Genomic DNA, 24970 nt, shown 5'->3' with positions numbered 1-24970 from the left:
AATAAATTTTATCAATATGATGAAAAAAATACTTTTATTAGCCAGTTTATTCTTTACAGTAATTTCGTTCTCGCAAATTATGCAAGAAGAAGCACCTTTATATCCAGAAACTTTTACAGGGTATGATAAAGTAATGAATAGAAAATCATTGCCTTTAAATGCACAAAAAAAAGCAAATGGTTTTGAATTACGTCATTTTCAAAATGTTACAGGTAATATGACTTTTATTGCTAATAATATATTGAATAAATATAATCCAAATTGGGTATGGAATTATAATATAACACCACAAGGCTGGCAGATAGGGACTGATGTACCTTATCATGATAATGAAGATAATAATGAACATAATTTATATTACATTGATATAGATAAATTTGTTGATGAAAATAGAGACGGTAGAGATGATACTTTTTCTTCAAGTAGTGCAACCTTAAATTTGCCTACTTGTTCACGTGTTGTATATGCTGGTTTATATTGGGCAGGAGTATATAATGGAGCATCAGATGATTATAAAAATGTAAAATTAAAATTACCTTCTTCGTCTAGTTATGTTGATATTAGAGCAAGTATTAATGATAGAGAAATTTTAAGTAGTACAACACGATCTTATACCTGTTTTAAAGATATAACAGCTTTAGTACAGGCAGAATCAAATCCTAATGGAATATATACTGCCGCGAATATATTAGCGACAGAAGGAAAAGCAGCAGGAACAGGTTCGGCAGCAGGTTGGACGATGATTGTTGTTTATGAAAATGAAAGTGAAACAAGAAAAAATATTTCAATTTTTGATGGATACGCAGATGTTACTAATACAGAAGTTCCTATAAATTATTCAGGGTTTAAAACAATTCCAACAGGAAATGTTAAAGCAGAACAAATTATAGGTGCTTTAGAAGGCGATAGACGTAGGAGTAATGATAAATATGAATTTAAAGATAAGTATGGGAATTATAACCCTCTTTTTAATAACTTAAATCCAGCTAATAATTTTTTTAATAATACTATAACTATTTATGATTCTTATCTAACAGGTAAAAACCCAGAAAGTACAAATACTTTTGGTTTTGATGTTGATCAAATTAAAATAAAAAATACCAACAATAGTGTTATTGCGAATAATCAAACATCAGCAGATGTTAAATTTACTTCTAGAGGTGATTTCTATTACCCTTTTTTAAGTGCGATGTCAATCGAGGTAATCGAGCCTGAAATTAAATTAGTGAAAACAGCCGTAGATGCTACAAATACACCTATTACATCAGAAGTAGCCTTAGGAGGTGAGGTGTATTATAATATTACCTTTCAAAATATTGGTACTGATAATGCGAAAAATACCGTAATCGTTGATGAGTTAAAAACAACAGTAGATTTTAAAGATATTCCTGGCAATATTGAAGTTTCTGATTCTCGTATAAGTTATACCTACGAAGCATCAACAACTTTAAATGGAGGCGGTGGAAAATTAACCTTTACCGTACCCGATGATTTCGTTAAAATAAATAGTACTGAACATTGGATAAGAATAAAAGTAAATGCAACTTCTGATTGTAGTAAATTAAGAGATGCTTGTGCGAATAAAGTTGAAAATCAAGCAGTTGCCACTTATGAAAGAGATGACTCAACATTAGATGCTTCAAACCCAGGTTATGTTCCTGGATATAATACCTTAACAACAGCAAGTTATGCCGGTTTAGAACCTACGTGTAATTTAGGAGTTCAAGGAACAACAAATTTTGTAATAGATACAAGTAATTGTAAAGGTTCTATACAATTACTTTGTGGTGGCGATGTTGAACTAAGTGCAGGAGCAGGTTTTGACTCGTATGAGTGGATAAATATTGCAAAACCAGCAATAGTATTAGCTACAACTCAAAATTATAAAGCAATAGAAGCAGGAACTTATCAGGTAACAGCAATAGCACCAAATGGTTGTACTGATAGAATAGAAACTATAGAGGTAATAGGTGATAATTTAGCGACAAATCCTTTAGAACCTTTTGCTGATCAAATTTTAACAAGCTGTACAAGTAATACAGAAGAACTTGCTGAAATTTATTTATGTGGAACAGGGGTATCTAAAACAATAAATTTACCATTCGGGGCAAGTTTAGCAACGACCGTAAAATGGTTTAAATTAGATGAAACAAAACCATGTGATCCAACCAAACCAACAGAATTACCAACAACAACAAGTAATTGTGCGAATATTGCAACAGGCTGTTCTTGGGATGAAATAGGAACAAAAACAGGAAGAGAATTATCAAAAGAATTTAGCCAAAAAGGACAATATAAATTAGAAGTTTTATACGATGGGCAATGTCCAAAAACGTATTATTTTAATGTGTTTTCTGGAGCATTAAATCCAACATTTAATAAAAAACATATTGTTTGTGGAACCGATGGAAGTATTATCGTAAATGGTGTGCCAGATCGTTATGAATATCAATTAACGTATCCTAGTGGAACTACTACGATTGGTTTTCAAGATAGTAATGAATTTAAGAATTTATCAGAAGTAGGAAAATATAAGTTAACAATTAAATTAAAAGGTTCAACAGGTACTGCTTGTAGTTTTGATTCAGAAATAAGAATTAGAAAAAAAATAATAGACTTAACTGTAGATTCTGAATTTAATACAGGATGTAATGATAATGTAAATATAATAGCCCAAGTAAAAGGAGCTGTAAAAGGTCCATATATTTATACATTACTAGATAATCTTGGAGGTGTTATCGAAACTCAAACACCAACACTTAATAAAGATACTAGCTTTAATGTAACAAATGAAGGATTATATAAAGTAAAGGTAACAACCGCAACTTGTTCTGAAGAAGTAATAACAAAGGTAATCAAACCGACACCACTTACATTAACAGCCCTCAAAACTAAAGATATTACCTGTAATGCAGGTTCATCGGATGGAATAATAACCTTAGCAGGAGCAGGAGGAACGATTGATATTCTTGGAGGAGAAAAATATAAATATGTGCTTTGGGTAAAAAAAGGAATAAGTTTATATACCGATATTGCAAATATTCCAAGTACTGCCTTTTTTACAGATAATACATATTCTGTGGCAAATGGTGATGAGGGAGATTATGAATTTTTAGTTTTTGATAGTAATGATTGTACCGCAAAAGCATCACAAACAATTAGCGTAGAAGCACCTTTAACTTTTAAAACTGTACCAACTCCCGTAGTTTGTAATAAAAAAGGAACTATAACAGTTACCAATAATCCGAATACGTTAAATTATACTCTAGAATATAGTATTGATAATACTACTTGGAAAAATACAGGTGATTTTACTAATTTAGACGTAAATACATATACCGTTTATATTAGAGCAACTAAAAATGGGTATTCATGTACTTATCAAATATTAGATATTGCAATTACAGAAACTGGAGGTTTATCGGCAGGTAAAGCAGAACCTAGAGGTTTAAAATGTAGTACGCCAGGTACTCAAAATAATCCAGAAGGAAAAATTAAATTTACTGCACCAACAGGAGGAACAATTCCTTACACTTATTTTTATAAACATTCTTCGGATACTAATTTTACATCAGTAACCTCAGGAACAGTAGCAATTGTTCTTAAAGAAGGAACGTATACTACAAAAGTAGAAGATAAAAATGGTTGCTCTTTACCTTTAGATACCGTTACTATTGATGCTTTACCAACAGAACCAAATTTAAGTAGTGAGGTATTACTTTGTGGAACTACAGGAACTGTTATTATAATGCCAAATGATTCTTCTTATAAATATAGTATCGATGGTACAAATTTTCAAACTAGTAATGTATTTGAAAATATAGCTAAAGGAAGTCACACTTTTACGGTAAAATATGGTAAATCATGTACAAGAACTATTGATGTAAATGTTTCTGGACAGCCATTTAGTGGAAGTATTATGAGTCAAACAGATAGTGATTGTTCTGGTTCAGATAATGGAACAATAACTATTAATGCAAGTGGTTTTCAAGGAGGAAGTTATGAATACTCTATAGATGGTGGAACTACTTGGGAAGAAACAGGAGATAATCCGTATAGAATTGTAGGGTTAGAGGCAAAAGAACATCATTTAAAGATTAGAGAAGTAATAGGAACAGCACCTAATCAACTTACTTGTAAAATTAATTTAGGTAAAAGAATTATAGGCGAACCAACTGAATTAAAATTAATAAATACAGGTGTTACAACACCTGCAACTTGTACAACAGGAGGAACAATTACTGTAGAAGCATCAGGAGGAACACCACCTTATAAATTTAGTATTGATGGTGGCGCTTCTTGGCAAAATGCAAATACAAGTAATCAATATGTATATGCTAATGTAGCAGTAAGTGCTACAAAATATCAAGTAATGCTACTTGATAGTAGAAAATGTGATGAATGTGGTTGTACCGATAATCCTTTTGAAAATGGAAGTTTTGAAGATGCTTCTTTTACTGGTAAATACCCTCAAATAAAAGATGAATCTTTCACTGCTGGTTGGAATACCACAGCAAATGATAATGAAATAGAACTTTGGTATAAAAATAATTTTGAAAATGTACCCTATTATGAGGGGAATTATTTTGCTGAATTAAATGCAAATGATACAGGTTCATTATATCAAGAATTTTGTACAAAACCAGGTGATGTAATTAATTGGTCTGTAGCCCATAGAGGTAGGTTAGGACGTGATGTAGCTACTGTTAAAATAGGGAAGAGTCTTGCCACTGCTAGTATTGAAGAAACGATGTCTGATGGGCAAACTTGGAAAAAGTATTCAGGAAGTTATACCGTACCGGCAGGTCAAACAACAACGGTAATTGCTTTTGATGCTGTAAGTACATTTACAAATGTTAAAAGTACTGGTAACTTTATTGATGCTGTAAAAATAGATATCAATAGATTAAAATGTGATATTAAAGAGGTTGAGGTAAAAGCTCCAGCAAATGCAACACATACGGCAACAGTTACAAATAGCTGTACCGACCCTAAAATTGAAATTACAGCAACAGGAACAGCGCCATATCAATTTAGTATTGATAATGGAGCTACTTGGCAAACATCAAATAATGCAACGTTTGTATTTGATACTACCAACGGATTAGCATTGCCAACTACTACGGCTAAAGATTATCAGGTAAAAACAAAAAATGGGGGCGGTTGTGAATCGCCAGTAAGTACGCTTACTGTTTATCCGAAGTTAACAGCTACAGTAACACCAACACCTGAAACGTGTAAAAAAGGATTTTTTACAATTACAGATGTAAAAGGAGGAAATATAACAACTACAAATTATGTATATGCTGTTGTTCTAAAAGATGCAACACCAACAACTACCGATTTTAAACCAATAACGAATCCATCGACAAAAAGTGGTGGTTTATCGGCAGGAGATTTTGATATTTATATAAGAGATAATGGTGGGAATACTGGTTTTTGTGAATTAAAAATACAAAGAACAATTACAAAAACAGATAACCCAATAATAACAAATATAACTGCAACAGAATTAGATTGTACAGTAAATACAAAAGCGAGTATTTCTTTTGAAGTATCCGAAGGAAAAGCACCGTTTAGTTATACCGTAAATGGTGGAACTCCTGTAACAATAGCATCAAACGGAAATGCTGCTACCATTCCTAATTTAGATGCAAATACTTATAAAATTATTGTTACTGATGCAAATAGTTGTGCATCCGCAGAAATAACTCAAAAAATTGAGGCGTTAGTTTCTTTAACTGGTGGTTTGGCTGAGGGTACGGATTCAAATTGTGAGGGAGATGTTGATGCTATAAAAGCGTATGATGGTACTGGTACTGTTCCATTTACACCAGGTAATGGTATGCCTGGTACAGGTAAAATAACTTTTTCAGGAGTAACAGGAGGTACAGCATCTTATACCTATTACTATAAAAAAGATAGTGATACTGATTATACAGTAGTACAAGGGAATGAGGTATCTGGTTTGCCTTTAAATGGTTATAATACTTATGAAGATACTACTTATAACACAAAAGTAGTAGATGCAAAAGGTTGTAGTATTCCTTTAGATGATGTTACTATAAAAAAGCCAAAACATACACAAGATTATGAATACACCGAAAATTGTGGCGATGGAACAACTGTTGATGTAGTACTAAAACCTCATGACCCTAGTTATATTTATGTAATTACGGGACAACCTGCACAAACAGGGGTAGATGCTAATAAGTTTTATAATATTCCTGCTAGGTATTATTTTAATGGTCAAACTACACTGACTTCGATTAATTTTACCTATGCGATATATTCAGCAGAGGGTTGTATGCTTTTTTATAAATATAATGATTCAGGCTTTGAGAAATACAATTTCTTTAAAGCAAAAATAATAGAACCTTACCCTGTGCCTGTATGTGCAGGAGAAAAAACAGGAAGTGTAAAAGTAGAAGCTTTTATTAAAAAAAATACTGGTGATGAGTTATACCCAGCAAATTTTGAATACTCATTAGATGACGGAGCAAATTGGACGGAGTCTGTTGGGAATCCTTATACAATTACAGGTCTTATTATAGGAGATAATAAAATAAAAATAAGAAAAAACCAACTAGATTTAGCCACAGGAGAAGAACATTGTGAGATAGAATTAAATAAAAAAGTAGTTGAATTACCTGTTATAGAAATAGAAGCAACGGCTACACTAATTAGGTGTAATACATCAACAAGTACTATTACGCCAAAAGTGAAAAATAATTATTTTACAGCTTTAGATTATGAATTATTAGATAGTTCAGGAAATTCATTTCCTACTAAAAAAACAATATCAAGTTATACAGGACCTAATAGCTTTACAAATATACCCGTAGGAAAATATAAAATTGTAGCTACGTGGTTAGGAAATGGTCCTGAAACTGGAGCTTTAGGTTGTAAGTCAGCACCAATAGATGTAGAAGTTGAAGCACCAAAAGACATTAAATTTACCGCAACACCATCAGTTTGTCATAAAGGAAGTGATGCAACAATTACCGTAGATGTTACAGAAGGAAATAAAAATTATCAATTTAGTATTGATGATGGATTAAAACAAACTCCAGATGCAACAACGCCAAATAAATATACGTTTGAAAATTTATCAAAAGGAACATATAAAGTAACTGTAACTGATGGTTTTGGTTGTTCAGAAACAGAAGATGTTATAATTAATCCACAATTAAAAGTATCAGCAACAACAACACAGCAAACTTGTAATCCTGGAGATCTAACAATTACAGCATCAGGAGGAAGTGGCGTAAATTATGTTTATGCGGTTGTAAGTGAAAATACAGCAGTAAAAGATGCAGATTTTGGTGTAAAACCTACAACAATTACCGCAGGAATTTGGGATATTTATGTAAGAGATAATGGAGGAACAGGAACTTTAGGAACGGATTATTGTCAAGCATTTACGACCAATAAAGTAACTAAAATACCAAACCCGACAATAGATACTGTAACGGCTATACAACCTAAATGTTTTGGTGAAAAAGGAACAATAAATGTAACAGTTTCAGGAGGAACAACAGATTACACAGTAACTTTAACAGGTTTATTGGGAACAACATCAGTGCAACCACAAACAGGAAATTCATTAAACTATGAATTTAAAGATTTAGTTGCAGATACTTATACAATTAAAGTTACGGATGTAAATACTTGTGCATCCGCAGAAAAAACGCAAGAAATTAAAGTTCCATCAGTATTAAAAGATGGTAAAGCTGTATCTACTGATTTAGCTTGTGGCGTATCAGGAGGAAGTATTACGTTTACAAATCCTACGGGAGGAACACCAGACCCAGTAACAGGAAATTATACTTTTTATTATAAACTTACAACTGATGCAAATTTCACACCAGTTTTAGGAAATAATACAAATACGGTTACAGTAACAAATTTATCGGCAGGAGATTATTTAACGAAAGTAGTCGATTATGAAGGTTGTTCTTTAGATTTAAACACAGTTACAAATCCAATTACAATAAAAGCTTTACCAGCAAAACCAACTTTTAATGCACCAACAATTACCTATAATTGTGAAGGAAAAGGAAGTTTTACTTTATCGCCAGATATTGCTTTAGTATCGCCAAAAACATATACTTATACTTTAGATGATACTAATAAAACAAATAATACAACAGGGAAATTTGAAAATTTATCAGAAGGTTCTCACACGGTATCTGTAAGTTATGGAAGTAATTGTTCTACGGATGTTATTGTTGAGGTTAAAGCTGGTCAGAGTTTTACGGCAACGGCAAGTTTAGTTTCTCATCCAAAATGTATTGGAGAATCGAATGGAGAAATTGAAGTAACGGCTTCTTTTGGTTTGGTTATAGTTGATAAATTTAAATATTCTACAGATGGAACAAACTGGAAAGATGCAACTACAAATCCGTTTATAATTAAAACATTTGGTGTGGGAACTCCTAGTATAAAAGTTCGACCTTTAGGTGAAACAACAGCAGATTGTGATGTTACATTAGATGATATTAAATTAATAAACCCAACGGAAGTAAAAGTTACAGGAGAATCACATACAAAAATTACGTGTACTTCAACAACAAGTACGATTACGCCAACAGCAAAAGGTGGAAATGGTGGAGCTTATACTTATACTGTTGAATCTTTAGATAATTCAGGAAATTCATTGAGTCCTAAAGTTATAAGCTCAACTCTTACAGGTTTATCCGCAGGAAAATATAATGTTGTAGCAAAAGATAAATTAGGATGTGAATCGATAGCTTTTCCTATAACTATTGACGATAAAAAAGATGTTGAATTTACAGCAACAGCATCAGCTTGTCATACAGGAAATGATGCGTCAATTACACTAGATGTTACCGAAGGAAACGGAACTTATAGTTTTGCTTTAACAGGAACAGCAACAAAAACAGGAAATATAACAGGAACATCACATACAATTCCTAATTTATCCGCAGGAACTTACACCGTAACTGTAACAGATGGTTTTGGTTGTTCAAAAAAATCAACAGATATTATAATTAATGCAAAAATTACAGCAACACTAAACACAACACAAGCAAACTGTAATAATGGAAGTTTGATAATAGCAAATGTAGCAGGAGCAAGCACAACAAATTATGTGTATGCTGTTGTAACTGCTGGAAATCCAGTGCCTACTACTTTTACAGCAATAACAAATCCACTAACAACAGTTAGTTTATCCAAAGGAAATTATGATGTTTATGTAAGAGATAATAACGGAACAGGTGTTTATTGTGAATATAAAGAAACAAAAGAAATAACTAAAATCCCTGATTTAACAGTAGTAGCAAAAACGCCAATACAACCAAATTGTTTTGGAGAAACGGGTAGTCTTGTTTTTGAAATATCAGGTGGAAAAGCAAATTACACTTATGTTTTAAATGATGGAACAAATGATATAACTCCAGCAGCATCATCGATTACTGTAGTAGGAAATACACATACAATTGCTGATTTATCTGATGGAAATTATAAAATTACTGTTACAGATGCAAATAATTGTACTTCTGAAATTACAGATCAAACAATTAAAGCTCCAGGTAAATTAGAAAAAGATGGAGAAGCAACGCCGATACATTTTACTTGTACAACAACAAAAGGAGGAATTGATTTTGTAAGTGTGAATCCTAAAGGAGGAACAGGTGTTTATACTTATTCTTATAAACTTACAACTGCTGCAAATTACACATCGTTATTAGCAGGAATAACATCAGTATCAAATTTAGATGCAGGAACTTATAATATTAAAGTAAAAGATGCGAATAATTGTGAAATATTAGTAGATGATGTTGAGGTAGAAGGTTTACCAGCAGCACCAACATTAACAGAATCGGTAGCTTATAATTGTGGTGGAAAAGGAACGATTACAGTAACGCCTTTTGATGCTAGTTATACATATAGCCTAGACGGAGCAACGCCACAAACAGGAGCTAATTCAAATGTATTTACTAATTTAGATGCAGGTTCTTATACGGTATCTGTAGGTTATGGAAGTGATTGTTTTACAGATATTGATGTAATTGTAGCAAATGATAAAAAATTCGATGCAAAAGTAACCAATACGGTAAACCCGACATGTTTTGGAGCATCTGATGGTAGTATTACTATTGAAGCTGTAAATGCAACATTGCCGTATGAATATTCTACGGATAATGGAGGAACTTGGAAAAGTGCAGCTACAAATATTGTTACTGAATCAGCTTTAGCAGACGGAACGTATGATGTTAAAGTAAGACAAAATAATACAGCACCACTTTGTGAAGTTATTGTATCAACAGAAAAATTAGATAATCCTGATAAAGTAAAAGTTACCGCAACAGTAGAACAAGAAATTACGTGTAGTGCAACAGGAACAGAAGTTGGAGCAACTATAAAAGCCATAGGAACAAAAGGAACTTCTCCTTATACTTATGAATTATTTGATAATACAAATACTTCTTTAGGAAATACATTAACAGGAATTACAGTAGGAACTTATACAGTTGTTGCTACGGATAAAAACGGAACAGGTTGTAAGTCAGATCCTGTTACGGTTGTTGTTAATCAGAAGGAAGACATCGAATTTAAATTAACGCCAGAATATTGTTATGACGGAACTAACGGAACTATCGTTGTTGAAATAACAGCTGGAAATGGTAATTATCAAATTAAAACAAATACGGGTACTTGGCAAAATTTAACGCCAACATCAACTACGGCAACAACTGAAACATACACACTTACAGGTTTATCGCCAAAAGAACATACAATTACAGTAAGAGATAAATCGAATTGTGAAGTAAGTGATAAAGTAACTATTTACCCTGAATTATCGGCTACGCATACAGCTACAAATATTAGTTGTAAAGATGGTAAAATTGTAATTATACCAAACGGCGGTGATGCGGATTATAAATATACAATAACACCATCGGCAGGTACTTCAATTTTAGGAGATGAAATAACAATAACACAGCCAGAAACTTATACGGTTACCGTTCAAGATAAAAATGGCGGTGCAAATGCGTGTCCAGTTGTTTTATCAAACATTAAAATAGATAAAATAACGCCTGTTAAAATTACAACAACAGAAAATCAACCACAATGTAATGGAAATAAAGGAAGTATTGATGGTAAAATTACTGCAAACACTGGGCAAGCTCCTTTTACAATTACATTAAAAGATAATTTAAATACTGTAATAGAAACTTTAACCAATCACACGTTACCAGAATTTAGCTTTAATAATATTCCTGCGGGAACAGGTTACAAAGTAGAAATTACAGATAATCTTACTTGTACAGATATTAAAACATTTGATTTAATAGAATTACCATCAATAGTTCTTAATATTGAACCTGTCTTACCAGATAATTGTACTACAGATATAGCAAATACAGGTTTTGACTTTAATTTTGGAAGTTTAACTTTAGCTGATTACGCTCCTTATACTTTACAATACACTTTAGATGGAGATAACGGTACAGGTTGGACAAATATGAATACGCTTACGTCTTCATTAAGTGTAGCGCCACATCCAACACCTGGAGATAATTTATATAGTATAAGAAATTTAGCCCCAGGTTCACAACATACACCAGCAATTAGAATTTTAAATGCAGATGGTACTGTACGAGGTTGTCAATTAAACAACGGTCTTTTTGTGATGCCCTATAGTGTAAATGGTGTAAAAATAGCCATTACAGTAATTGCAGGTGATTGTACAACAGGATATACAGTTACTGTTGAGGCAATTCAAGGAGTTGGTCCTTTTGAGTTCTCTTTAACGCCAGACCCTATTAATCCATCAACAGTTCCAGGTTTTTTAACTTGGTATGATGCTGAAGACCCTACTTTATCAGCAACTAATACAAATGATCCTGGTTCTAATTATAGAAGAAAAATATTTACAAATATAATTCCAGAAGTCGAGTATGATTTTTATGTAAGAGATAAAAGTACTAGTTGTATTGCTGAAGCAAAAGATCAGGCAATGACTCCTGCATCAGATTTTGATGTTGCTATAACACCAATAGTTACAAGACAATCATGTTCTGGAATTAATAACGGTGAATTATCATTTAAAATAGAAGATACTGATGGTGTTTTAAATGGTAAAGAATTAAAATGGCAATTATATGATGGTCTTAATGATATTCCTTTAGCAGGAATAAATGGTACAATATCAAATGCAGTAACATATCCTTTTACCCTAAATACAGTAATAGCACCAGAGCCTTTATTACAAGGGTTGTCATCTGGTTTATATTTTATTGTTATTGAAGATGCAAATAACGGTACAGCTCCTAATGTTTGTAAGTGGGGAAGTAAAGATGTCCAAATATTTAAAGGAACTCCTTTTACTGGTAACTTAAAAAATATAAAAGACATTACTTGTGCTTTACCTGGTCAAATCAGAATTGAAGGAGTAACTGGAGGTTTTGGAGATTATACTTATACAGCAACGGCAACAGAAGGAGCAACAACAACTATTAATGGAGATGTTGTTAGTGTTTCGTATCCAACAACAACGCCAATACCTGCAACAGTTGATGTAACAGTAACAATAACTGATAAAAATGGTTGTGGAATAACTTTACCTAAAGAAACTTTAGATGTAAGCCAAAGCCCAACAATTAACCTTGTAACGGTAAATAGTTGTAGAGCTGTAAATTCTATTGATATTAATACAACAGGCGGTTTTGGAAAGTATCAATATTCATTAGATGGAACTAATTTTCAAGCACCAATAAGCACAGCGAATCATACAATGAATGTTTCTGATGGTTTAAATCAAATATTAACAGTAAAAGATGCAAACGGTTGTATTGCTACTGCTAATTTTAATGTTTATCCTGACATTACTTTTGATATTGATAACATAACAGTACCAGATTGTAATACTAGCAATAATTCAGCGGATAATGCAACAGCAACTATAACTGTAAATACAGGTTCAGGTTCAGGAAATTATCAATATAGTTTAGATGGTGTTTTACCAGCTGTAGATATTATAGGAACTACGGTTACTTTTCCTACAACTTTAACACCAGGGAATCATACTATTAAAATTATTGACAAACTGAATCTTACTTGTACATTAGAGAAAACATTTACAGTATCAGAACCGATAAAACCTAGTTTTACGCATACGTTTACCGATAGTAAATGTGCTACGGATAATTCAGGAACAATAACATTAACAAGTACTGAAACTTTAACATATACTATAAATCCAGCAGTAGCAGGAAGTTTTGATAATATAACAAATACATTTACAGGTTTACCACCAAATACCTATGCTGTAACAGCAACAGGAACTAACGGTTGTACAACTGAAATTAAAGATATAATAATAACAGAATTTAAAGCAATAACAGTACCTACACCAACGGTAGCAAATGGAGGTATAACAGAGTTTGCGTGTACAACAGGAAACACAAGAAACAGTGCAATTGTAAAAGTTGATAAAACAGCCATAACAGAAGGAAGTGGAACTTATACAAAAGCAGAATTTGTATTTACGCCAAACGGTGGAGGAGCAGTAGTAACACCAACCGCTTCATCAAACTTTGAATTTACTACGGATAATGTTTTAGGTGGAACAGTTGATATTACTGTTTATGATGACCAAGGGTGTAAAGGAACAACATCAGCAACAATAGCTGCTTTTACACCGATTGCAGATTTATTAGCAATACCAAAAACAGCAATCACTTGTTCAACAAATGAAAGTATTGAAGTAACATTTACAGGAATTGCAACGGAAATTAAAGTCGTAGATGCTAATGGAATTAATTATGATTCAACGCCAGCAACAGCATCAGCATCAGGAACAGTATTTACAAATTTACCAGTAGGAAAATACACGATAACTATTAAAAATGATAAAGGTTGTGAATTAACAACTTCTTATACAGTAAAAGAAATTCCTGCTTATACTATTCTTCTTTCTGATAAAATAGATACATCTTGTTTTGGTACAGATTCAGGAAGTATTAAAATTGATGTTGATAATTATACAGGAAATTATGATTATACAATTGTAGATAAATCAACAGGAATTGGATTAACACCTGCAAAAACAGGAACAGGAATTACAGCAGGAACACCAAAAGAAATTACAGGTTTAAAAGCAGGAGATTATACTGTTAATATAACAATTGGTACTGCTCCAATTCAAAATTGTACCGTTACTCCAATAGATTTTAAAATTGAAGATGCTCTAAATGGAAAATTAGAAGTAACAGCTTCTGCAACAGAAGTTAGTTGTATCGGTGGAACTTCAACAATTACTGTAGCTGCAACAAAAGGTTGGGGTAGTTATGAATATCAATTAGAAGATGACTTAGGAGTTGCAATTACAGGTTATGATTTTACAACAAATACAACGAATAAAATATTTACAGGTTTACTTGCAGGAACTTATAAAGTAAAAGTAAAAGATGCTTTAGGGTGTATTTCTGAATATGATATAACAATTGCAAACCCAACAGAAGTTAAGTTTACAGTAACCAAAGATGATACGGTTTGTAATACTTCAAAACTTGCAGAAATTAAAGTAGAAGCAACAGGTGGAAAAGCTCCTTATACTTATACTTTAACAAATAAAACAACTTTAGCAGTTATAGAAACAGTAACTATAACCGATAAAGAATACACATTTACAGGTTTATCAAAAGCAAATTATACGGTAAGCGTAAAAGATGGGAATTTATGTGATGGAACTGTAAAAACAGTAGGAAATGATACCGTAGAAATCTTTGATGATATTGTATTTAATGAGCCAACACCTGTTACAGAATTAAAATGTCAAACAGGAACAGGAGTTTCTCCAAATACAAATACAGAAGCATCTTACGAAATAAATGTAAGTGGCGGAAGTGGAAACTTTACGTATTCAGTTATTGATAAAAATGATACAAGTAAGGTTATTACAGTTACACCAGCAACATTAACAACTCCACCAACTTTTACAACAAGTGTAGCAGGAGAATATACCATAACAATTACAGATAAAGTAGGAAATTGTCCAATAACAAGAGATTTTACAGTTAAAGAATCTGTTAAGCCAGAATTTGTACCAGAAGCAACAACAACGAAGATTTGTAACGGAAGTTCAACAGGTGTAATTACTATAATTTCAGAATTACAAAATGGAATTAATGATTTAACTTATACGATAAGTCCGAATATTAATAATGTAATTCCTTATACTGGAACTTTTAATACTACAACAAAAAGTTTTGAAAATTTACCAGCAGGATTTTATACAATTACAGGAAAAGGAACAAATGATTGTACATTTCCTTATCCTGATGAAATAGAAATTGAGCAATTAGATGAAGTTAAAATTGAAGCAAATGCAATAAGTGATGTTGCGTATAGTTGTACAAATCCAACGGCAACGATAAAAGTTGATAAAAATGAATTGTCAGGAGGAAGTGGAAATTATAATGTAGCATTTGTATATGATAATGGAACGCCAGCGGATACTACAGATGATGTAAGACAAGACGTTCCAAATGTTTTTGAATTTTCTACAACAAATGTTTTAGGAGGAGAAGTTAAAATTATCATTTCTGATGACCAAGGTTGTTCATCTGCGGAAGAAGAAGTAACAATTCCAGCTTTTGCACCGATTTTAGATTTAGAAATAATTGATATAACTAAAATAACTTGTACTACGCTAGAAAGTATTAAAGTAAGTTTTACAGGAAATGTAAAGGAAATTAAAGTTGAACATACAGATGCAATAGTTTATTCACAAACAAAAACTCTAGTAAGTCCTGCAACATCATTAACATCAGGAACAGAATTTAAAGATTTACCAACAGGAAATTATACCATATCAGTAACCGATGCGGTAACAGGTTGTGATGCAACAACATTCCATACGGTAGAAGCTGCACCAGTTTATAATGCAGTAATTACAAACCCTGTAAATGTATCTTGTAAAGGAGGTACAGGAACTGCAATTTTAAATATTCAAGAAACAGGAACAGCATTACCTTATACAGGTGCTTATAATTATGAAGTATTGGATGAATTAGGGGTTTCATTTAGTCCTAAGAAAGAAAAAATAAATGTTTCAGGACAAGAAACAATTTCAAATTTAAAAGCAGGGAAATACACCGTTAAAATTACGATGAAGGCTTCTCCAAATTGTTCGCCAATATCTAAAGTCTTTGAAATTAAAGAACCTGCAATTATTTTAAGTGTAACAGGAACACCAACAAAAGTAAGTTGTATCGGGCAAGAAGATGGAACAATTACTGCAACAGCAACAGGCGGTTGGAATAGTTCTTATGAATATCAATTAGAAGATACTTCGGGAACTGCTATTACAGTAAAAGATGCTTTAGGAGCTGATGTTATTTATGATTTTGCAAATAACGGAAGCAACAAGATCTTTGAAAACTTACCTGAGGGAACTTATAAAGTTAGCGTAAAAGATGCTTTAGGTTGTGATGTTAAATCTGTTGATGAGGTAAAAGTAGAAAATCCAATACCTGTTACATTTAGTCTAATAGAAAATAGTACATCTTGTGATAATAAAATCGGTGGACAAATTACGGTAATTGCAACAGGCGGAACAGGAACTTATACTTATGTTTTAACAGATGATTCAAATCCTGCAATAGTAAGAACACAAATAGGAGTTACAGCAGATTACACATTTACAAATTTACCAACAGCAGTATATACGGTAAGCGTAACAGATACAAATAATTGTGTAGGAACAGAAAATCCAACAAGCATAAATCCAATAACAATTAATCCTGATATTGAATTTACATTAGTAGAAACAAAGAAAGTTGATTGTTCAACAACATCTCCAACATCAGCAAATGGAATAGTTACAGTTACGTTAGAAAATTGGAGTACAACATCAAATTATACATATAAAGTTGAAAAAGTTAATAAAATAATAGGAGGAAGTAATACAGCATTAGCAATTAATGGAAGTATTACTAATAATGTTACGAGTAAAACATTTACAATTTCAATTCCAGCAGGAAATGTTAATAAAGAAACCTATAAAATAACAATTATTGATAAAGATGCGATTCCAACACCATCAACTTGTGGAATTTCAGAAGAAATAACAATAGCACCGAAATTAGAACCAATTTTTAAGGCAACTCCTTCAGATAAAATCTGTAACGGAACTGAAACAGGTGTAATTACAATTACGGATGAAGTTTTTAACGGAATTAAGAATGTAAAATATACAATAAGTTTAAATGGTGGAGCTTTAACTCCAGCTCAAGAAACTTTTGATGCAGCAACAAAAACTTTCTCAGGTTTACCAGTAGGAACTTATACAATAACAGGAACAGGAGATAATAAATGCCCGACATCTAAAGATGTGAAAATTGAGCAATTAGATAAAGTTACAATTGGAGCAAATGCAATACAGAACGTTACTTATACTTGTGATGTAGCAAATCCAAAGGCAACGATAACTGTTGATAAAACAGATATTAAAGGCGGAAACGGAGATGTAAATAAAAATTATAATGTAGAGTTTGTATATGATAATGGAACGCCAACGGATAATACAGATGATGTAACACAAATCGCTTCATCAACCTTTACGTTTACTACGTATAATGTTTTAGGAGGAACAGTTAAAATTAAAGTTACAGATGACCAAGGTTGTGATTCAGATATAAAAATAGTTACTATCCCTGCTTTTGCACCGATATTACCAAGCGATATTCAAATATCACATAAACCAACTTGTGAAGTTGATAAGCAAATTATCGTTAAATTAAATAATTTAGATACTTCAATAATAACAAATATCAAAGTTGAAATTAAAAAACCTGATGGAACTATAATTTCAAAAGAAACTCCAAGAGCATTAGCTAATACTACAGGAACAGTTTTTAACAATTTACCTGTAGGTATTTATACTATTTCAATCAAAAACCCAGTAACAGGATGTGTTACAACAGCGCAATCGTATAGTGTTGAAGAACCAGTTTATAATGTTCTTTCTTCTGATGTTAAAAACACAACTTGTGTAGGTTCGGCAACAGGAAGCGTGGTTATAGATGTTCAAAAAGGAAACGCATTTACATCAGCATTTTATACAGGAAAGTATAAATATGAAGTTTTTGAAGGAAGTTCATTAGTAAAAGATGGAAATGTACCAGCAAAAACAGGAACAACAAACCCGCTTACAATTTCAGGCTTAAAAGCAGGAAGTTATGTTGTGAAAATTACAGATGTAGTAAATGCTCCAACGTGTAGTTTTACATCAAAAGAATTTACAATTATAGATGCTCCAGCAGGAAAATTAGAAGTATCAGCAGAAATTTTATCAGAAATAACTTGTACTGATGATGAAAATGCAATAATTAAGGCAACAGCAACAGGCGGTTGGGGAAATACTTTCTATCAATTAGAATATGCTGTTACCAAAACAGGAACTTATACGATTGTAGCTAGTTATGATTTTGCAACTAATAAAAACAATAACAGATTTACAAACCTAAAAGAAGGGTTCTATATCGTAAAAGCAAAAGATAGCCACGGTTGTAGTGATGCAATTTCTGATGTAAAAGAAGTTGTAAATCCAGAACCTGTTACTTTTAAAACGGAAATGATTGCCAATATTTGTTCAGATACAAAACCAGCAATTAAAGTAACCGCAAAAGGAGGTTCAGGAACGTATATTTATACATTAAAAGATAAGTTAGGAAACGAAATAGAAAGTATTACAAAAACGGATACTGAACATATTTTTGAAAATTTATCTGTAAATAATAACGAAGATTATACGGTAAGCGTAAACGATGTAAAAGGATGTATCGGAACTCCTGAAATAATCGGAAATGATAAAGTAACAATTTATCCTGAACTTCAGTTTTATTTAACTCCAGCGAAATTAACGTGTATTTCTGGAAGTGAAAATGCCGTGTATAAAATAAATGTAACAGGCGGAAGTGGAAATCTTTCTTATGAAGTTTATAATAAAGAAAATGAAAATGAAACAGTTGCAGTTATTACAACAACAACGCCACCAACTTTTAGCATCGCAGATGCAGGAACGTATATTCTGAAAATTACAGACGAAAACGGAGGAACTTGTAATTCAATTGAATCATCAGAGATTGTAGTTGATGATAAATTAGTGCCAGTTTTTGAACCAGTAAAACTCGTTGATAATATTTGTAACGGAAGTTCTGATGGAGAAGTTTTAGTAACAGAAACATCAAACGGAATTAATCCTTTAGAATATTCTATAAATACAAACCCGACAATAACTTTACCAATTGGAGAGTTTAAATTCACAGGATTATCAGCAGGAACTTATACTATTACAGGAAAAGGAACAAACGGCTGTACAACAACTAAAGATGTAACGATTGTTGAAAAATCAGAAATTAAAATTAATCCTGATGATATTAAAGATAAAATAACCGTTACTGATTTTACTTGTACAACAGGAAATACAACAAATACGGCTTCTGTAAAAATTGATAAAGAAGCAATTCTTGGTGGAATTGCAGGAACAACAAAACCTAACTTTAATAGAGTCGTTTTTGTGTACGATAACGGAACAACAGATACTGCAGACGATATCAAACAAGATTCAGAAAGTTTTGATTTCTTTATTTATGATGAAAATAACAATACATCAGGCGGAAAAGTTGCAATTACCATTTATGATGCACAAAATTGTTCGTCAGCAAAAACAACAATTATTAAAACAATAAAAGGTTTTGAGAAAATAACAGATGCAACAATTACACAAACTCAAAAATTAGATTGTAGCAATAAAGAAACAATTACGGTAAAAGCAAATCTTGATATCGCAAACTTAACTTATACGATAACAGGAACAGCTAAATCATCAAATTATACTGATACAAAAACAATTGTTTCTACAACAGATTTTGCGAAATTTGAAAATCTAGAAGCTGATAGTTATACCATAACAATTAAAAATCCAGATACAGGTTGTGTATTCACAACAGGATATGTTGTAAAAGATGCGCCAACATTTAATATCAAAATTGGTGAAACGAGAAGAACTTGTTTTGACGCAACAGGAATTGCAACGGCAACAGTAACTTTAGATATTGAAACCATAATTGCAGCTGCTGATTACATCGGAAATTATACTTATGAAGTTGTAGATAAAACAGGAACTTCATTAACAGCTCCAATAATAGGAACAGGAATTGGCGGAACTCAAAATATAATTTCAGGCTTAATTGCAGGAACTTATAAAGTGAAAGTAACGATGACGGATTCTCCAGAATGTGAGGTTTTATCTGAAGAATTTACGATAGAATCGCAACCAGCATTAACTTTAGAGAATAGTATTGTAACGCTTATCAGTTGTAATTCTAACAAAGGTTTCCTTGATTTAAGAGCCGATGGCGGTTGGGGTAATTATGAATATCAATTAGAAAAAACCAAAAATAATATAACAACAATAGAACAAGCCTTTGGTAAAAATTCTAAATTTGATACACTAGAAGAAGGAAGCTATACTGCAACGGTAAGAGATATCAATAATTGTGAAGCTACGCTTAGTTTTGTGTTAGTGAAAGGAATAAAATTAACTGCGGAAACTAAAGTAAATAAAAATGTTTGTGAAGGCGAACAAAATGCGAGTATTGAAATTATAAACGTAACAGGCGGACAAATACAAGATGCTGGAGTAACCTATAGTTATATTTTAAAATATCCGACGGAATTAGGTGGATTAGAAGTAGAACAATCGTCAAATATTTTTGATGGCTTATTAGCAGGAAATTATCAAGTAAGAGTTATTGATAATAAATATGGTTGTAACACGGGTAATTTTAAAAATGTTAAAGTTACAATTGAAGATCCAATTAAAGTAGAAGCATCTGCAAATATTACAGCAGATATTACGTGTGATATTACAACAGCAAGCGTTGAGGTTACAGCAAAAGGCGGAAAAGCACCATACGAATTTAGTATCGATGGAATTACTTATAATCCATCTAATACATCAACAAGTACTATGTATGAATTTACAGGGCTTACCGCAGGATTACAAACATTTTATGTAAGAGATGTTGAACAATGTGTAACAACAACAACCGCTACAATTGGAGCTTATGTGGCTTTAGATGCAACTTTAAATGTAGTTTCAGGATTTATTACGTGTAAAGATGATAGTAATGGTGTGTTATCTGCGGATGTAACAGGTGGTTTTGGAACTTATGAATATCAATTATTAAATGAAGCTGAAACTCCAATTACGGGAGATTGGCAAACATCAAATACTTTTGGAGGTTTAAATATCGGAACCTATAAAATAAAAGTAAAAAGTACGAATAGATTTAGTGAAGTTTGTGAAACAATAACCACAAATAAACATACCATAAAAGAACCAACAGTTTTAATTCCTGATGCAAAGGTAACTCAACATGTAACCTGTGCTGGAGGTGATACAGGAATTATTCAAGCATCGGCAACAGGTGGAAATGGACAATATGAATACAATATTTTCACGATTCCATCAAACCCTGAATATCCAGAGAATAAATTTATTCAAAATGGCGAGTTTACAAACTTACCTGCAGGAACATATTATATTATGGTAAAAGATGTCGTTGGTTGTATTTCACCAGATACCGATAAAGCACCGATAAAAGTTGTTATTAAAGAACCAAATGGATTAACCATGAACTTAACAAAAGTTGTTGAACAAACCTGTATCAATGATGATACGCCAACAATTACAGTTGATGTTCAAGGAGGAACACAGCCATATTATATCAGTATTAACAATGTGGAATTACCGAATCCGTATTCTTTAAATGAAATTAAATTAGGAGCATCCGAAGGAATTAAAGCTGGGGGAGTTTACTTAATAAGTGTTCGAGGAAAAGATAAAGGTTGTTCATCAGTAGCGTTGCCATCGGTTATAAAAACAGGACAACCGATTGATTTACAATTAACAGTCGATTTTGAATATACTTGTGAATCAGGAAATATTATCAAAGCAATTGTTGATGATTTATATAAAGATGCCGTAAGTTTTACGTTATTTAATGAATCGGGAATTGCCATAGCAACCAACACAACAGGAGAATTTATCGATGTAGAAGCAGGTGATGGATATAGCGTAACAGCAACGAATACGGCTTCTGGTTGTTCGGAAAGTTCTACGGATGTATTTGATATTCAAGATATACGAGCTTTAGAAATGACCATTGATGATACAGAGAAAAATAAAATAATCGCCAATGTTGATTTCGGTTTACCTCCATATAATTTTACGCTTGATGGCATAGATTATGGAACAGATAATGAGTTTACCTTGTTACAAACCAAAGATTATGAAATTAAAGTAACCGATGCAAGAGGTTGTGAAGTAACTTTAACTGTAACAGGTGAATACATCACGATAACTGTGTTAAATTTATTTACACCAGATGGCGATGGAATTAATGATTTCTGGTATCCATTAGAGGTGGAAGGTTACCATAAAATAAAAGTGTATATTTATGATAGATATGCTCGTAAAATAGCAAATTACCAAGGACAAAACCAAGGTTGGGACGGAACGTATGATGGGAAACCATTACCAGCAGGAGATTATTGGTATACTATTTATTACAGTGAGTTATCAGGAGAACAGAAGAAAATAATGGGTCATTTTACATTATATAGGTAAATTGTAAACAGAATGTAAGATAAGTTTACAAGTAAAATAATAGGAAAATGATAAGTAAGATGACAGGTAATTAAAGAATGAGAAACAGCATGAAAAAAATAATTATAACAATATGTTTACTGATACTTAGTAGCGTAAAATTAGTGGCTCAAGAGATTAATTTACCTCAGTATATAACTCATATGGCGGATAATCCTTTTTTAATATCGCCAAGTTATGCGGGAATTGGAGCAGGTTTTCAGGTTCGATTAAATGGCGTGAGTCAATGGGTTGGCGTTAAAGACACACCTGATACACAATCTTTAGTAGTAGAGGCACGTATTGCTGATAGATTTGGAGGAGGAATTACCGTTTTTAATGATAAAAATGGCTATACCAGTCAAAAAGGAGCAAAATTTTCGTTAGCAAGTCATTTAACGTTAAGCCAATTTCATGATAGTTTTTTATCCTTAGGAATGAGTTTTAAATTTGTTCAATTCGGAATTGATACTTCTGAAAATAATTCAGGACAAACTGTTGAAAATAGATCTTTAACAAGTTCAAATTTTGATGTAGGTTTGCTGTATCGTTACGAACGCTTTAGTTTTAGTGTAAATGCCAATAATATTTTAGATAAAAAAATAGAAAATTTTTCAACCAATGAGCCAGAAGGTTTAGGACGTTTTACATTGTATACATCTTATGTTTTAGCAAGAATTAGTAATATGATAGAGGTAGAACCGTCTCTTTTTGTAGAATATTATGCCGAAGATGGGCGTTCAAGAACCGATTTAAACATCAAAGTTAGAAAAGGAATTGATAACGGATATATGTGGGCAGGATTGAGTTATACCTTTTTAAATGACCAATTTTTTGTGCCCAATGCGATTGCGCCATTGGTCGGAATTAAAAAAGATAATATTTATATGTCGTATGGTTTTAGCGTAAATTTAAACGAATTACAAGATTTTAATTACGGAACTCACATGATAACACTCGGTTTAGATTACGACAGAAGACCAAGTTTAGCACGTTGTACACAGGATATGATTATCTTTTAAAAATCAAAAATACTCAAGAGTAATTAAGAGTAATCCTGAATAATTAAATTAAGAATAAACAAGTATAATTAAACGAAATAATTAAAAAAGAAGAATCAAGAATCATAAAATAAAAGTATCCTCAAGCTATAACTTGAGGATTTTCTTTTTTCTTTACAGCATCAGCAATGGAAAATAAAAGCAATAAAAATACCCAAAATACGCAAAGTAAAACGAATAGCAAATCGATAAATCTTAATAAATTTATCAGTAGTACAGGGATTTGTTCTCGTAGAGATGCCGAAAAATTTATAAATTCAGGAAGAGTAACGATTAATAAAAATATCGCGCAATTAGGAAATAGAGTTTTTAAAGGTGATAAAGTTCGAGTTGATGGACGCTTATTAACAGTCAAAGAAACGACACTTTACATCGCATTATACAAACCTGTTGGAATCGTTTCTACAACCGATAGTAGAGAAAAAAATAACATCGTAAAGTTTGTCGGACATCCTGAAAGATTATTTCCAATAGGACGCTTAGACAAACCATCCGAAGGCTTAATTTTTTTAACCAATGATGGCGATATTGTTAATAAAATTTTACGCGCAGGAAATAATCATCAAAAAGAATACAGCGTTACTGTTGATAAAAAAATTACCGATGAATTTATAACCAAAATGAGTAACGGAATCCCGATTTTAGGAACGGTAACCCAAAAATGTAAGGTCGAAAAGATTACTGATTTTAGTTTTAAAATTATTTTAACACAAGGTTTAAATCGTCAAATCCGTAGAATGTGCGAATATTTAGAATACGAAGTTACCAAGCTAAAACGTGACCGTATTATGAATGTTTCTTTAGGAAATTTAAAATCGGGCGATTGGAGAGAATTAACCGAAGAGGAAATGAAAGAAATTAATGAAATGATTTCAAGTTCTTCTAAAACCGAAGAAGCATCAGAAACAGCTTTTAAAAACAATTCTAAAAAAACAGTAAACGCTACTAAATCAACCAACAAATCAACAAGTAAGTCAACGAGTAAGTTAACAAATTCAAGAAAAAAAACAGCTGAAAAACCAGACAGCTTTAATAGAAAAAGTGCTGCTTTTAGAAAAAATTCACCCAAAACAAAACGAAACGCAACTTCTTCAAAATTTGGAAGAAAACGTACCTAAAAACTTATTTTTGATGTGATGTTTAAAATAAACTCAGCATGGCCGATACCTAAATTGATTGTATCTGTAGAAAAAATAGTAAAGAAAAAGTAGTAAATAAA

The 24970-nt window shown here is 32.1% G+C and carries 3 protein-coding genes; all 3 read left to right on the top strand.

Annotated features, from left to right (window positions below):
• The first annotated feature begins 19 nt into the window (after positions 1 to 19).
• The 3 genes from L0U72_RS09665 to rluF all read left to right on the top strand — a co-directional run bounded on the left by L0U72_RS09665 (position 20) and on the right by rluF (position 24869).
• Positions 20 to 22672 carry a T9SS type B sorting domain-containing protein gene (locus L0U72_RS09665; protein ID WP_233898996.1) on the top strand — a complete coding sequence of 7551 codons (22653 nt, stop codon included), beginning with the start codon at positions 20 to 22 and terminating at the stop codon, positions 22670 to 22672.
• Positions 22673 to 22761: 89 nt separating this feature from the next.
• Positions 22762 to 23712 (top strand): PorP/SprF family type IX secretion system membrane protein, encoded by a 951-nt coding sequence (locus tag L0U72_RS09660; protein WP_233861885.1) that lies wholly within the window; start codon positions 22762 to 22764, stop codon positions 23710 to 23712.
• A gap of 167 nt (positions 23713 to 23879) precedes the next feature.
• Complete coding sequence (rluF, locus tag L0U72_RS09655) at positions 23880 to 24869, top strand: 23S rRNA pseudouridine(2604) synthase RluF (protein ID WP_233898995.1); 990 nt, start codon at positions 23880 to 23882, stop codon at positions 24867 to 24869.
• Positions 24870 to 24970 lie beyond the last annotated feature (101 nt).

This window comes from Tenacibaculum piscium (genome assembly GCF_021390755.1).
Taxonomy (GTDB): domain Bacteria; phylum Bacteroidota; class Bacteroidia; order Flavobacteriales; family Flavobacteriaceae; genus Polaribacter; species Polaribacter piscius.
This window is presented reverse-complemented; position numbering and strand designations above follow the sequence as displayed.